We start from the raw sequence: 13872 nt of genomic DNA, 5'->3' as shown, positions 1-13872 counted from the left end.
GGGACTTTCATGCTGCCACTCTTCGATATGATGATGCAGGCGCAGAACGGGGCGGCGATGGATGCCGTTGCCAAGCAGTTCAACCTCGCGCAGGAACAGGCGACGAAGGCGATGGCCGCGCTGACGCCGGCCTTTTCCGCCGGCCTCAAGCGCAGCACCAGCAACCCCTACGATTTCGTCGGCCTGATGCAAGCGGTCGCGTCGGGTAATTATGCCAAATATTTCGAGGACATGAGCAAGGCGTTCACGCCCGAAGGCATTTCCGACGGCAATAACATCCTCTCCCAGCTCTTCGGCTCCAAGGAGGTCTCGCGCGCCATTGCTGCGCAGGCGGCGCAGATGACCGGCATCGGCCAGGAAATCTACAAACAGATGCTGCCCGTCATGGCCGGTACGCTGATGGGAGGGCTCTTCAAGCAGTCGACCGGGCAAATGGCCTCGCCAGCCAACCCCTTCGTCAATACCGCCATGGGCGAGACGATCCAGAAATGGCTTGAGAGTACCGGCTTCGCGCCGAAGCCGAAGGCAGCACCCGAACCCAGCATTTTCGATAATCCGTTCACCCAGGCCATGCAGCTGATGTTCAGCATGCCGAAGCCGGCGCCGCAGCCGCAGCCCGTTAATCCATTCCTCGACAATCCTTTCGCCAAGGCATTCCAGGAGATGATGACAGGGCTTCAGCAGCCGGCGGCAAAGGCTCCGGAACAGCCGAAAGAAGAACCGAAAGCCGAAAGCGACAGCTATACCCAGATGCTGAACGCCATGTTCGACAGTGGTCTCGAGGTGCAGAAGAGCTATCAGAAGAGCCTCGAAGCGATCTTCGAAGCCTATCGGCCGAAACCCACACCCTCTCCCGAAGATCCCACCCCCTCAGGCCCCTCTGCAACGGGCAAGAAATAAAAAAACCCGGAGATGGCTTGGGAAAGCCGATCACCGGGTTAAGCAGCAGGGCTATTGGCTATCACCCTGCGGGGAAACGCGTGCGTTCAGTCCCTGTAGGGGCGCATGACCGCAATGTGCCGGCGGCGCTTGGCCGCCTGCGTCAGATGCTCCGATGGATCTTCAAAGAAGGTCGAAGCGAGGAAGGCGGAGGTGACATCGGCCCGCGTCAGGCCGATATCCCGCAACTGATTGTCATCAAGGTCGTGCAACCCATTCACCTGCGAGCGATTGCGCACAATGCGAAGGGCGGCTGCCAGCGGCGCGAAAGCGGCCATGAGACGCTGGGTAAACGTCGGGGCGAGCTTGCCGCAGTCGAGTTCTAGTGTCTGTTCATGAGTGCGCATCGAACTCTCCTTTCTTCGGGGCGCAGAACAGCCCGCCCCGCCTGCGAGGTCGTGCAGGAAGGGTGAAGCTGGTCACAGGTTGGACAGGCAGGGTGTCTGTCCTTCACTTTGCTTGATTTGCATCCCGAAGATGCCAAAGACCTATTGATCAGTCCAACGAATGTTTCTAATGATTAACATCAGAGATCTTTATGGATGGACAAGATCATGTCGGCGCCGCTTGATATCGACCAGTTGCAGACCTTCATCGCGATCGTGGATTCCGGCAGTTTCACCAAGGCTGCCGACAAGGTCTACAAGACACAGTCTGCCGTCTCCATGCAGATGCGGCGCCTGGAAGAGCGTATCGGCAAGCAGCTCTTCATCAAGGACGGCCGCGGCAACCGGCTGACGGTCGAAGGCGAAAAGCTGCTCAATTATGCGCGCCGCATCATCCGCCTGAACAATGAGGCGATCGCCGCATTCGATGACAACAGGCTGGAAGGCACGCTGCGCATCGGCACGCCCGATGATTATGCCGACCGTTATATGCCCGAGATCATCGGCCGGTTCGCCAAGACGCATCCGAATGTCGAGCTCTACATCGTCTGCGAGCCCTCGGTCGACCTCGCGGAACGCATGCACAAGGGCGAACTCGATATCGCGCTCGTCACCCACAATCCGCGCGAGCGTATTTCGGATGTGGTGCGAACGGAACCGCTCTGCTGGGTGAGTTCGGCCAACCATCCGATCCGCGACGATGCACCGGTGCCGCTTGCCGTCGGTCGGCGCGACTGCCAGTGGCGGCAGCTCGCCTGCTCGGCGCTCGATGCTGTCGGCCGCGAGTATCAGATCCTGTTCACGAGCTGGTCCTGCACCGTGGTTGCTTCGGCCGTGTTAGCCGGCATGGCGGTTTCGGTCATGCCGGAATCGGCGCTCCGCACAGGCATGAAGGTATTGAGCCAGGCAGACGGTTTCCCGGCGCTGCCGCCGGTGCAGATCGGCATCATGAAACGGCCGGGCGTTTCCCTGTCGCTGATGAATGCCATTACGGCACATATCACGGCCTGCCTCGACAACATCACGCCGACCGTCATCGAAGATGGATTGGAGCAGGATGTGAAGACGGGTTACGCCCGTCACTATCCGCGGCTGAAGGCTGCGGCCAGCATGATGCCCAGCTGGTAGGCAAGTCTTACGCTGCTGAAGCGGACGTCGGAGCAAATAAGGAGGCGCGGATGACGCGCTTCCATTCCCCGAGGATGCGCTCGCCGAAACCATCTTCGCTCAAGACCGCAAGGCGGATTGCAGCACCGATCAGGTGGCTGAAAAGGTAAGTGCGTGCCTTCATCTGCTCATCGCAGAGTTCCGGCGAGAGGCGGCGCACGGCCTCCTGAAAGATCGCAGCAATCTGACTGCTATGCTCGATGTTCAGGCGTAGGAGATCCTGATCAGTCTCCGTGCCCATCCAGACACCGAGATAGGCGGCGTCGTTACGATATTCGGCATAGTACCAGTCGATCACCCTGGAGATGAGATCGAGCGCCTCGTCGAAGGACCGAACGTCCGCGAACATCTCGGCCGTCTTCTGCTGGATCGCCTGGGCGTGACGATCGAAGAGCGCTTTGACGATCGCCGCCTTTTCGGGAAAATACTGATAGACCGAGCCGATCGGGACCTTTGCCGCGACCGCAAGCTCGGTCATCCGCATGGCGCTGACGCCCTTTTCGGCGATGATGGTGGCTGCAGCGTTCAGGATGAGATCCAGCCGCTGGATGCTGCGCTCCTGTTTCGGCTTCCTGCGAAGAGCAATACGATCCGAAATGTCCGCGCCCATGTGGTTCCCATCTGTCTCGTTATTGCGCAGCGGAAATAATGTGTCATACCGGCGCGTCGGGCCGATATGACATGCAGGTATTCATCCGTCGTAAAGGGAAATGGTCGGATTTTAAGCAATGGCAAGAGCTTATCGAAAACGGGGCGTTATGCCCCGTTTTTGGCCTGTGTAAATGGCTTCTTAACACCTCATTCAGCAAGCAGGTTGAGCACCTGGCGGCCCGCCTTTGGGCCTTTCGGCACATTGCAAAGGCGGGTCAGGCGAGGTTCTGTTTCAGGAACGCGACCGTTCGGCCCCAGGCGAGATCGGCTGCCGCCTTGTCATAGCGGGCAGCGGACGTGTCGTTGTTGAAGGCGTGGTTGGCGCCGTCATAGATGTAGATCTCAAATTTTTTGCCATTCTCCTCCAGCGCCTTCTTATAGGCATCGATGCCGGCATTGATGCGGTCGTCGAGGCCAGCATAGTGGAGCAACAGCGCCGCCTTGATATTGGCGACTTCCGAGGCCGGTGGCTGCGCGCCGTAGTAGGCCACGCCTGCCTTCAACTCCGGCGATTTGACCGCAAGATTGTTGACCGCGCCGCCGCCCCAGCAAAAGCCGATCGCGCCGACATTGCCGTTCGTAGCCTCGAGCTTGGAAAGATAGGCGACGGTCGCCTCGCCGTTTGCGACGGTCGTCGCGGCATCGAGCTTGCCGAACATGTCGCGCGCCTTATCCTCATTTTCCGGCGTGCCGCCCTGCGGCGAGAGGAAGTCCGGAGCGAGCGCCACGAAGCCTTCCAGTGCCACGCGGCGAGCGACATCGCGGATATGCGGATTGAGGCCGCGGTTCTCATGGATGACGATGACGGCGCCGAGCTTGCCGGATGCATTCTTCGGCTGAACCAGATAGCCCTTCATGTCGCCGCCGCTGCCGGGATAGGTGATATCCTGGCCGGTCAGACGATCGTCGTTTTCGGCGACAACCTCGGCGGCGGCCTTGTTGGCGGCCAAGAGCGGCGCGATTGCCGCGGCCGCGGTTGCCGAGCCGGCAAGCTTGGTCAGCTTGTCCATGAAGCTGCGGCGATCCAGCGTCAGATGCGTATATTCATCATAGGCGTTGATCATTGCCTGCGTAATGACGGGCTTTTCCATGACAGACCTCCTCTGTTCCCTACCCCATGCCCAATCGGCAAGAGGGAACATAGGTCAGCGCCCGATAACGGAGGAACAAAACTGTGTTACCGGCCTACCTGGATCAAGAAAATCGTCCGGTCAGGAGAACATCATCCATCCGGCAAGCCAGGCCCACATGGCACCGAGCACACCAAAACCGGCGGCGAAGAGCGGGCTGCGGGAGCGCAAATCGTTGGTGGTGACATGCACATAGGCATGGGCATAGCGCAGGATGACAAACAGCCAGGCCAGCACGACGGCCACAAGATTATCCGCCTCGGTTATATATAGAAGGATGCAGCAGGCATAGAAGAGCACCGGCAGTTCGAACTGGTTGGCAAGGCTGTTCTTGACGAAAAGGCATTCGGGCGGTTCGTCGCGGTTCTCGCGATAGCCGGATTTCTTCATTCGGCCTTCCCGAACCGCCTTGCCGCGGCGCAGACCAAGCAGCCCGTAAAGGATATAGACTAGCAGGACGTGGGCAAGCAGAGGCCAGAACATCTCAAAGCCGGTCATCAATCATTCCCTTCGTTTCGGCGACTGCGGGAGCAGTAGCGGAAAGACCAGGCGGATGCCAGAGCCAGGACGGCCCGCTATGGAGCGGGCCGTCTTCAGGGTCAGACCTGGGCGATGCCACCATCGACGAAGATTTCGGCGCCGGTGATGAAGCTCGAATCTTCCGACGCGAGGAACAGGGCCGTTGCAGCGATTTCTTCCGGGCGGCCGACGCGGCCCATCGGAACCTGCGATGCCATATAATCCAGCAGCCCCTGCTGCTGCGCCTTATCCCGGCCTGCAAGCTCGACGAGACCGGTGGTTTCCGTCGGGCCGGGGCTCAGCGTGTTGATGCGGATGCCGCGATCCTTCAAATCGAGGATCCAGTTGCGGGAAAAGTTGCGAATTGCTGCCTTCGAAGCGGCATAGACGCTGAAGGCCGGCGTGCCTGATGCGCCCGCCGTGGAGCCCGTCAGGATGACCGAGGCACCTTGGCTCAGGAGCGGCAGAGCCTTCTGCACGGTAAAGAGCACGCCCTTCACATTGCGGCCGAAGGTATCGTCATACTGCTCTTCGGTGATGGCGCCGAGCGGCGCAAACGAGCCGCCGCCGGCATTGACGAAGAGCACGTCGATGCGGCCTGCTTCAGCCTTCACCTCATCATAGAGGCGGTCGAGATCGGCAAGCTTTGCCGAGTCCGCCTGGATGCCGGTGACGTTTCCGCCGATTTCGGCGACTGCCGCATCCAGCACTTGCCTGCGGCGGCCGGTGATGAATAGGCGTGCGCCTTCGGCTGCGAAGCGCTTTGCGGTGGCAAGGCCGATGCCCGAAGTGGCACCGGTGATAACCGCGATCTTTCCATTCAGCCTCTGCGTCCCATTCACTTTCTGGGTCATTGTCGTCGTCTCCTGTTGTGTTCGACTGAACTGAAGATGTGGACGGGTCTTTCGTTTCTGAATAGAAAGAAATGAAAGATATCATTGCAGGAATGAAACAATGAGTTTTCCGGATTTCGAGGGTCTCGCCATGTTCGCCAAGGTGGCGGAGGAGCGCTCCTTCGCCCGGGCAGCCAAGACGCTCGGCGTTTCCGTGCCGACGGTATCGCGGGCGGTCAGCCGGCTGGAAGACCGGCTTGGCGCGCGCCTCTTCAATCGCACGTCGCGGCAGCTCGCACTCACCGATTTCGGGCTGCGGCTCGTGGACCGCGCCCAGCGCATCTATGCGGAGGCGGAAGCTGCCGAGAATGCGGCGCGCGAACTTTCCAGCCAGCCGCGCGGGCTGATCCGCCTTGCCGTGCCCATGGTTTTCGGGCGGCAATGGCTGGCACCGATCCTGCCCGACTTCTTCGAACTCTATCCCGAAGTTTCGATCGACATGCATATGAGCGATGCGGTCGTCGACCTTGTGGGCGACGGCTTCGACGCGGCGCTGCGCATTGCGGTGCTGCCGGATTCCTCGCTCGTGGCGAAGAAGCTAACGCCAGTCGCACCCTTCATTCTCGCCGCCCCCTCCTATCTCGAGAAATACGGCTGCCCGCAGCATCCGCGCGAGCTTGCCGCCCATCATTGCCTCGGTTACGCCTATCGGCCGCGGCAGGATATCTGGCGCTTCAGCAACAATGCGGGAGAAGAGGAGATCGTCGTACCGACCGGGCCACTCAGGGCGACCAATTCGGAAGCACTGATCCCGATGGCATTGCGCGGCCTCGGTATCGTCGAACTGCCGGAATTCATGGCCCATGAATATCTTGCCGACGCGCGCCTGAAAGCGATCCTGACCGATTGGAGCCTGCCGAAGGGCGCGCTTTATTTCGTAACGCCAACGGCGCGTGCCCGGCCAGCAAAGGTGGAAGCACTCGGGGACTTCCTCTCGGCCAGGCTTTCACACCCGACATGGCGCTGGCCGCAGTAAGCGCTCAATCCTCGCGCGTTTGATGGAGAATTGCGCCTCGGACGATGAGGATGGCGCAGACGGCGAGACTTGCGAATTTCAGCTTCGTCATCCACGGCAGGATCTGCGCGGCAAATCCTGCCGCACCGCTGTCGCTGAAGGCGACGAGGCTCGACAGGTTTTCGGCATAATCGGCAAAACCATAGATGAAAGGCAGGACATAGGTGATCCGACCGAGCAGGCGGGGAGCCTGCCGGCCGTGCCATGTCTCGATCGGCCCGAGCCGCAGGAAAATCAAAAGGAGAAGTGCGGTCAGCAGACCCGGAAAGATGAGTTCCGGGCCGAAATACATGGCCCGGAGAATATGGCTTGCCGTCTCGTTCTGGTCGAGCAGCGTCTGCATGTGAAATACTGCAGACTCATCATAGCCTGCGAAATAGGTATCGAGTACCGCCTGCCCCGTCTCGTGTTCGAAGGGCATGGTGAAACCGAAGGTGGTCCAGCCGAGAACGACGAGGCAGAGGGCTGCGAGCAGCGCGATGATCCATAGCGGAATCGAGCTGCGCGCTTTCATGATCAGACGCCGACGCCCGGATAGTTCGGGCTTTCGCGGGTGATCGTCACGTCATGCGGATGGCTTTCGCGCAGGCCGGCGCTGGAGATGCGCACGAAGGTGGCGCGCTCCTGGAACTCCTTGATATCCTTGCCGCCGACATAACCCATGGCAGCCTTGAGGCCGCCTGCAAGCTGATGCAGGACGCCGGAAACCGGACCCTTGTACGGCACCTGGCCTTCGATGCCTTCGGGCACGAGCTTCAGTGTATCGCGCACCTCAGCCTGGAAGTAGCGGTCTGCCGAACCGCGCGCCATAGCGCCAACGGAACCCATGCCGCGATAGGCCTTGAAAGAGCGGCCCTGATAGAGATAGACCTCGCCCGGGCTTTCATCGGTGCCTGCCAGCAGCGAGCCGACCATGACGGCCGAAGCTCCTGACGCGATGGCCTTGGCCACGTCGCCCGAGAACTTGATGCCGCCATCGGCGATAACAGGAATATCCTGATCCCGTGCAGCCTCGACTGCCGACATGATGGCGGCAAGCTGCGGAACGCCGACGCCGGCAACGACGCGCGTCGTGCAGATCGAACCCGGACCGATCCCGACCTTGACGGCGTCAGCACCGGCATCGATCAGCGCCTTGGTGCCGTCGCCCGTCGCAACGTTGCCGGCCATGATGCGAACGGAGTTGGAGAGCTTCTTGACGCGGGCGACCGCTTCCAGAACGCGAGCCGAGTGCCCGTGTGCGGTATCGACGACGAGCAGGTCGACGCCGGCATCGATCAACCGTTCGGCACGCTCGAAACCGTCGTCACCGACGCCGACGGCAGCAGCAGCACGCAGGCGACCCTGCGCATCCTTGGAGGCGTTCGGGTTGAGCTGCGCCTTTTCGATGTCCTTGACTGTGATGAGACCGACGCAGCGGCCTTCGCCGTCCACTACCAGCAGCTTCTCGATGCGGTGAGAGTGCAGCAGGCGCTTGGCCTCCTGCTGATCGACGCTTTCCTTGACCGTCACGAGATTCTCGCGGGTCATGAGCTCGTAGATCTTCTGCGTCGGATCGGATGCGAAGCGGACGTCGCGATTGGTGAGAATGCCGACGAGCCGGCCGGATTTTTCGACGACAGGAATGCCGGAGATGCCATGCATCTTCATCAGCGCCAGGGCGTCGGCGAGCGTTGCGTCCGGACCGATCGTCACCGGATTGATGACCATGCCGCTTTCGAACTTCTTGACCTGGCGGACCTGCTCGGCCTGCTCGATCGGTGTCAGGTTCTTGTGAATGACGCCAAGGCCACCCGCTTGTGCCATGGCGATCGCCAGACGGCCCTCGGTCACCGTATCCATAGCAGCTGATATGATCGGGATATTCAGCTCGAAGTCGGGTGCGAGGCGCGTTGCAACACTCGTCTGACCCGGCAGGACTTCGGAATGACCGGGTTGCAGCAGCACGTCATCGAAGGTGAGTGCGTCCAGTCCGGTCGGCGTTTCTATGATGCGAGCCATGGCCAAATTCCTTCAAGAAAGAAAAATGCGACCCACCCGGTACGAATCGTCCGCACCGGCGGTGTGCATGAGTTTGTGGAAGTTGGCGAGGGCTGGTAACACGTCTATGACAGGAAGGAAATAGCAAAAAGGCCTAGCACATGGCCGGGCTCGGTATAGGAGCCATGCGCATGGCTCAAATGTCGAACCGGTAGGATGGCGCGGCTTGCCGTGTCGCCGCCCGTGACCAGCCGCTTATCGTCGAACCCGGCGTAGCCGGATTTCTCGCCTCAGGCCGGGTAAGCATATTCCAATCTTGAGAGACAAAAGTATCGGGCAAGCCGTCTCACGCAGTCGTGATCCAAACGTCTAAAGCATCGACCCGAAAATCGAAATCGATTTTCGGAAGCCTGATGCGTAGATTCAAAGAGTTAGAGCGTCCTTTGTGCGTCCGAATGGACGCACGGCGCTCTAATGGAACCCGAATGGGGGATTGGCAGATCCTGTAACTGGGACTACACAGCACGGGCTTCCCAAGCCCCATCCGCATCCATCACGGCATTCGCCTATGAATCGCATTGTCCCGCTGATCCTCGCCGTCGCCCTCTTCATGGAACAGATGGACTCGACCGTGATCGCGACGGCCCTGCCGGCGATTGCGGCCGATCTGCATGTCGGGCCAATCACTCTGAAACTGGCGCTTACGTCCTACATGGTGGCGCTCGCAGTGTTCATTCCGATCAGCGGCTGGATGGCGGACCGCTTCGGCGCCAAGAATATCTTCCGGCTTGCAATCTGCGTCTTCGTCGTCGGCTCTATCTTCTGCGCCTTCTCGTCCAATCTCATCGAATTTGTCTTCGCACGTTTCCTGCAGGGCATGGGCGGCGCTATGATGACGCCCGTCGGACGCCTTGTGCTGGTACGAACGACGCAGAAGAGCGAACTGGTCTCGGCCATGGCGCTCTTGACGATCCCGGCCCTTGTCGGCCCGCTTGCCGGCCCGCCACTTGGCGGCTTCATCACCACCTATTTCAGCTGGCACTGGATCTTCCTGATCAACGTGCCGGTCGGCGTCGCCGGCGTGTGGCTCGCGACGATCTATCTGCCAGAAATAGACGCGACAGCCCCGCCGAAACTCGACTTCAACGGTTTTATCCTGACCAGCCTGGCGGCGGCCGGCGTCGTCTTCGGCCTCTCGGTCGTCAGCCTTCCGGCCCTGCCGCCGATCATCGGCATTGCGGCCACCGCCATCGGCATCCTCTGCGGCGTGCTCTATGTGCTCCACGCCAGGCGTTACCCGACGCCGATCCTCGATCTCAACCTGTTCAAGAATTCGACCTTCCGGGCCTCGACGAGCGGCGGCACGCTGTTTCGCATCTGTGTCGGCGCCATGCCGTTTCTGACGCCGCTGATGCTGCAACTCGGATTTGGGCTTACGCCTTTTCAGTCAGGCCTCATTACGTTTGGGGGCGCGATCGGCGCGATCACAACGAAGTTCATCGCGCGGCGCGTCTATAAGGCGATCGGCTTCCGCACCACGCTTCTCTGCGCCGGTGCGGTGACGACGGTCGTTACCGCCGTGACCGGCCTCTTCACGCCGGATACGCCCCATCTTGTCATCATCGGCGTGCTGCTGCTCGGCGGCTTCTCCCGCTCCTTCATGTTCACCGGCGTCAATGCGCTGGCCTTTGCGGATATCGACGATGCGCAGGCAAGCCAGGCGACATCCATGGCCTCGGTCATGCAGCAGATCAGCCTGGCGCTCGGCGTCGCCCTTGCCGCCTCAATCCTGGAAACCTCGATCTATTTCCGCGGAGCCGAGCTGCAGGTTATCGATTTCCACATTGCCTTCTTCGTCATTGCCGGGTTGACTGTCATCGCCACCATCCCCTTCGTCCGCATGGCCAAGGACGCCGGTGCTTCCGTGTCCGGCCACCGTGCCAAGCGCGTGCCGCCGACGGCGATCAACGCCGAACAACAGCCGGTCAAATAAAGGGCGGTTCTTCGGCCTTCTCGCAGACGGCGCATAGTTTGTTGCCGTCGAGATCCCTGACATAGGCTGCGTAGAAATGCGCGTGATAGGAGCGCAGTCCCGGCTTGCCTTCATCGACAGCGCCGGCCGCAATCGCCGCTGCATGGAAGGCATCGACCGCCGCCCGCGTTTCCGCCTCAAAGGCGACCATGGAGCCGTTGCCATTCGTCGCCCGGCGCCTGTTGAACGGGGTTACGACCCAGAAGCGGCAGCGCGTATCGCCATCGGCAGCATAGCCGATCTCCTCCTCCGAATAGCGCTGGCCGCGGTAGCCGAGCACCGGCAGAACGGCATCATAGAAATGCGGGGCGCGATAGAGATCGTTGGTTCCGAGTGTAACGTAAAGAAGCATGGGATCGATGGTATCCAGTCCTGGGAAATCATCATCCGCAGGACTGGCGCAAAGATCAAGCGTCCTCGGGCTCCGCCTCGGCCTTGCGGCCTTTGAAACCCTTTGCGAGCAGAAACATCTCCACCGATTCGGCGCGCGACGAGGCAGGCTTGACGTGCACGACCTGACGGAAGTGCTGCTTCAGCATGGCGAGCAGATCCCGCTCGGTGCCGCCCTGGAAGGTCTTGGCCAGGAAATGCCCACCCTCACCCAGCACCTCGACGGCGAAATGGGCCGCAACCTCGCAGAGATGCATGGTGCGCAGGTGATCGGTGCGATGATGGCCGGTCGTCGGTGCCGCCATGTCCGAGAGCACCAGATCCGGCGTGCCGCCGACGGCCGCCATCAGCTTTTCCGGGGCTGTGGGATCAAGGAAATCGAGCTGCAGTACCGTGACGCCGGGTAGCTGCGTCATTTCCAGAAAGTCGATTGCTGCAACGCGGACATCCTCATCCGTCGACCCCGTCACCTTCGCGGCGATCTGCGACCAGCTTCCGGGAGCGGCCCCGAGGTCAATGATGCGCCTGGCGCCCTTCAGGATGTGGTGCTTCTCGTCGATCTCCAGCAGCTTGAAGGCCGCGCGGGCGCGATAACCTTCGAGTTGGGCGCGCTGCACATAGGGATCGTTGATATGGCGCTCCAGCCACTGGCGTGACGAGGCCTTCATTTTCTTTTTCTTGACGCGCTGGCCGAGCTTGCGGCCGGTACGGTTTCCCGCGATCGTTGGCTTGGTCATGCCTACCCCTTGTTTCCCCGCTGGCCGCGGCGATTGCGATGCCGCCGCCAGACGCCGTCATCGGCCATCATGTCGGTGAGCAGGCCTTCTCTCAAGCCACGATCGGCGACACGCATGCGCGGGCTTGGCCAGCGGCGGCGGATTGCCTCCAGAATGGCGCAGCCGGCCAGCACCAGATCGGCACGATCCGGCCCGATGCAGGGATTGGCGGCGCGGCTCTCGAAATTCCAGGAGAGAAGCTTCGCCTGCATGGCGGAGACTTCATCATCCGACAGCCATATGCCATCGACCTTGCGGCGGTCGTAACGCGGCAGATCGAGGTGCACGCCGGCAAGCGTCGTCACCGTGCCTGACGTGCCGATCAGATGGAAATCGCCATCCTCGGCAATCTCGATTTCAGGGCAATCGAAACTCGACAACATGCCCGCGACTTCGCTCACCATGCCCTCGAAAACCTCCGGCGTCACATCGCGGCCGCCATGGCGCTCCGACAAGGTGACCACACCGACGGGCAATGAGGTCCAGTGCGTGATGTGATTGGCGAGACGGGCGAAACGGCTATCACCGATGCGGATGACGGCAATTTCCGAGGAACCGCCGCCGATATCGAAGAGGACGACGGAGCGCGTCTCGCGGCCGACCAGCGAGGAACAGCCGGAAACTGCAAGCCGCGCCTCGGTTTCGCGATCGATGATTTCGAGCTCCAGCCCGGTCTCGGCCACGACCCGCTTCAGGAATTCCTCGCCATTGGCCGCCTGACGGCAGGCCTCGGTCGCAATCAGCCGCATGCGGCGGATTTCACGGTTCCGGAGCTTGGAGGCACAGATCCTGAGCGCATCGACCGCCCTTTCCATCGCCTCGTCCGACAGCCTGCCGCTGGCGGCAAGCCCTTCGCCAAGACGCACGATACGGGAAAAGGCATCGACGACACGAAACTGGCCGGGGCGCGTCGGCTGGGCGATCAGCAGGCGGCAATTGTTGGTGCCGAGATCGAGCGCGGCATAGAACTCATCCGACCAGGGGTGTTCACTGCCTGCCCGCTCCTCCTCATGCCCAGCCTGGCGGTTCCTGCGATTTGCCGCTTCGGCGTCTTGCACTTGCTGCGGGACAGAACGCGGAGCCGTATCGGCCCGGTGTTCGGGCCTGGCGGATGGTGGCGACTGGACGGGGGCAAGCGGCCTGCCCTGCAGACCTCGCTTGTTGCGATGCTTGCGCCGGTTGCGGCGGCTGGAGGGCGAATCGCCGTCCGGACGCGACGCTTGAACATGATTGCCGATCTGAACGGCAGCCTGAGACTGCGCAGCAATATCCGTCTGTGATGAACCATGCCCCCCACGCCGGCGGCGTTTCCGCTTGCGGGCCGGGCTTTCCGTGTCTTCCTTCGGGCGCGCTGCCTCGCCGGCATGGCCGGAGAGATCATGCGAAGCGGGATGAGCGGCGCTGCGGGATTGTCCGCCTCGCTTGCCCTTGCGGCGCCTGGACTTCTTGCCGTCCTTGCGCCCTGCCGCCGACGCCCCGTCAAATTGCGGCCTTGCGCCGCCTTCGGGGTCTTCCACGTTCTTTTTCCACCGCGCCGCGCAAGTCCAGAAAGGTATGCAGCAGGCGCTCATTCGATTTTTGCGTTGCGGCGAGAATATCAGCGACCGGCGAAATCACCAAATTCTTTTTGATTCCACATTTTAAATCTGAAATTTTCATCCGGATCGGAAGGGTCGAATTTTTTCAAAACGGGTATTTGCAATCCGCCAGCTTTTGTTTATAAGCGCCGCACACCAGCCGAGCCAACTTGGGTTCACAGCTGCTGGGGAATAGTTCAATGGTAGAACAGCGGACTCTGACTCCGTCGATCTTGGTTCGAATCCAGGTTCCCCAGCCAATTCTCGCTAAATTCCCTCAATTCCTTGATTTTCCAGTCGTGCCGCATCCCGTTTTGGCATCATTGGCGACCTGATGCCCAGACCTTATGCCCGAAGGTGATGACCACGCCGATCGAGCGCGATGGACGATCCTCCGGGAAATGACAGGGCATTCGT

Annotated in this window: 14 protein-coding genes and 1 tRNA gene; 5 read left to right on the top strand and 10 right to left on the bottom strand. The window is 61.0% G+C overall.

What is annotated here, in order from left to right; all coding sequences use genetic code 11:
- Positions 1-9 precede the first annotated feature (9 nt).
- On the top strand, positions 10-900 hold the full coding sequence (locus tag ACK9YZ_RS02220) for a DUF937 domain-containing protein (RefSeq protein WP_416065530.1): 891 nt from the start codon (positions 10-12) through the stop codon (positions 898-900).
- Between the two features lie 86 nt (positions 901-986).
- Here the strand turns inward: ACK9YZ_RS02220 and ACK9YZ_RS02215 are convergent, their stop codons facing one another.
- On the bottom strand, positions 987-1286 hold the full coding sequence (locus tag ACK9YZ_RS02215) for a DUF1127 domain-containing protein (protein ID WP_416065529.1): 300 nt from the start codon (positions 1284-1286) through the stop codon (positions 987-989).
- A gap of 207 nt (positions 1287-1493) precedes the next feature.
- On the opposite strand from ACK9YZ_RS02215, the gene ACK9YZ_RS02210 reads away from it, so the two are divergent.
- On the top strand, positions 1494-2453 hold the full coding sequence (locus tag ACK9YZ_RS02210) for a LysR substrate-binding domain-containing protein (protein ID WP_132652560.1): 960 nt from the start codon (positions 1494-1496) through the stop codon (positions 2451-2453).
- A gap of 7 nt (positions 2454-2460) precedes the next feature.
- Here the strand turns inward: ACK9YZ_RS02210 and ACK9YZ_RS02205 are convergent, their stop codons facing one another.
- The 4 genes from ACK9YZ_RS02205 to ACK9YZ_RS02190 form a co-directional block, all read right to left on the bottom strand.
- A complete protein-coding gene (locus tag ACK9YZ_RS02205) occupies positions 2461-3102 on the bottom strand; it encodes a TetR family transcriptional regulator (RefSeq protein ID WP_416065528.1) in 642 nt (213 codons plus the stop codon).
- Between the two features lie 256 nt (positions 3103-3358).
- The gene (locus ACK9YZ_RS02200; RefSeq protein ID WP_416065527.1) at positions 3359-4234 is read right to left on the bottom strand and encodes a dienelactone hydrolase family protein; all 876 of its coding nucleotides are present in this window, start codon (positions 4232-4234) and stop codon (positions 3359-3361) included.
- A 120-nt stretch (positions 4235-4354) separates the two neighbouring features.
- Entirely contained in the window at positions 4355-4771 is a 417-nt protein-coding gene (locus ACK9YZ_RS02195) for an MAPEG family protein (RefSeq protein ID WP_416065526.1), read from the bottom strand.
- Between the two features lie 101 nt (positions 4772-4872).
- A complete protein-coding gene (locus tag ACK9YZ_RS02190; protein ID WP_416065525.1) occupies positions 4873-5646 on the bottom strand; it encodes an SDR family oxidoreductase in 774 nt (257 codons plus the stop codon).
- A 100-nt stretch (positions 5647-5746) separates the two neighbouring features.
- Here ACK9YZ_RS02190 and ACK9YZ_RS02185 point away from each other — a divergent pair, with 100 nt between their 5' ends.
- Positions 5747-6661, top strand: a complete 915-nt coding sequence (locus ACK9YZ_RS02185) for a LysR family transcriptional regulator (protein WP_416065524.1) — start codon at positions 5747-5749, stop codon at positions 6659-6661.
- Positions 6662-6665: 4 nt separating this feature from the next.
- Here ACK9YZ_RS02185 and ACK9YZ_RS02180 read toward each other — a convergent pair whose 3' ends face one another.
- The gene (locus ACK9YZ_RS02180; RefSeq protein ID WP_416065523.1) at positions 6666-7214 is read right to left on the bottom strand and encodes a hypothetical protein; all 549 of its coding nucleotides are present in this window, start codon (positions 7212-7214) and stop codon (positions 6666-6668) included.
- A 2-nt stretch (positions 7215-7216) separates the two neighbouring features.
- On the bottom strand, positions 7217-8701 hold the full coding sequence (gene guaB, locus ACK9YZ_RS02175; protein WP_416065522.1) for an IMP dehydrogenase: 1485 nt from the start codon (positions 8699-8701) through the stop codon (positions 7217-7219).
- Positions 8702-9248: 547 nt separating this feature from the next.
- Here guaB and ACK9YZ_RS02170 point away from each other — a divergent pair.
- Positions 9249-10673 carry a DHA2 family efflux MFS transporter permease subunit gene (locus ACK9YZ_RS02170; protein ID WP_416065521.1) on the top strand — a complete coding sequence of 475 codons (1425 nt, stop codon included), beginning with the start codon at positions 9249-9251 and terminating at the stop codon, positions 10671-10673.
- On the opposite strand, the gene ACK9YZ_RS02165 is transcribed toward ACK9YZ_RS02170, so the two are convergent.
- Genes ACK9YZ_RS02165 through ACK9YZ_RS02155 form a run of 3 tightly spaced genes read right to left on the bottom strand, consistent with a single transcriptional unit; the run spans position 10666 to position 13395 of the window.
- Positions 10666-11064 (bottom strand): VOC family protein, encoded by a 399-nt coding sequence (locus tag ACK9YZ_RS02165; protein ID WP_416065520.1) that lies wholly within the window; start codon positions 11062-11064, stop codon positions 10666-10668. The two genes, ACK9YZ_RS02170 and ACK9YZ_RS02165, sit on opposite strands and share 8 nt — an antisense overlap.
- A 55-nt stretch (positions 11065-11119) precedes the next feature.
- Positions 11120-11839: an RlmE family RNA methyltransferase gene (locus tag ACK9YZ_RS02160; protein WP_416065519.1), complete on the bottom strand. Its 720-nt coding sequence runs from the start codon at positions 11837-11839 to the stop codon at positions 11120-11122.
- Positions 11840-11841: 2 nt separating this feature from the next.
- Positions 11842-13395 carry an exopolyphosphatase gene (locus ACK9YZ_RS02155; protein ID WP_416065518.1) on the bottom strand — a complete coding sequence of 518 codons (1554 nt, stop codon included), beginning with the start codon at positions 13393-13395 and terminating at the stop codon, positions 11842-11844.
- 246 nt (positions 13396-13641) lie between these two features.
- Between ACK9YZ_RS02155 and ACK9YZ_RS02150 the strand changes: the two genes are divergently transcribed.
- Positions 13642-13715: transfer RNA gene (locus tag ACK9YZ_RS02150), tRNA-Gln, on the top strand.
- Positions 13716-13872: the final 157 nt, after the last annotated feature.

It is taken from the genome of Rhizobium sp. ZK1, from assembly GCF_047782645.1.
Taxonomy (GTDB): Bacteria; Pseudomonadota; Alphaproteobacteria; order Rhizobiales; family Rhizobiaceae; genus Rhizobium.
This window is presented reverse-complemented; position numbering and strand designations above follow the sequence as displayed.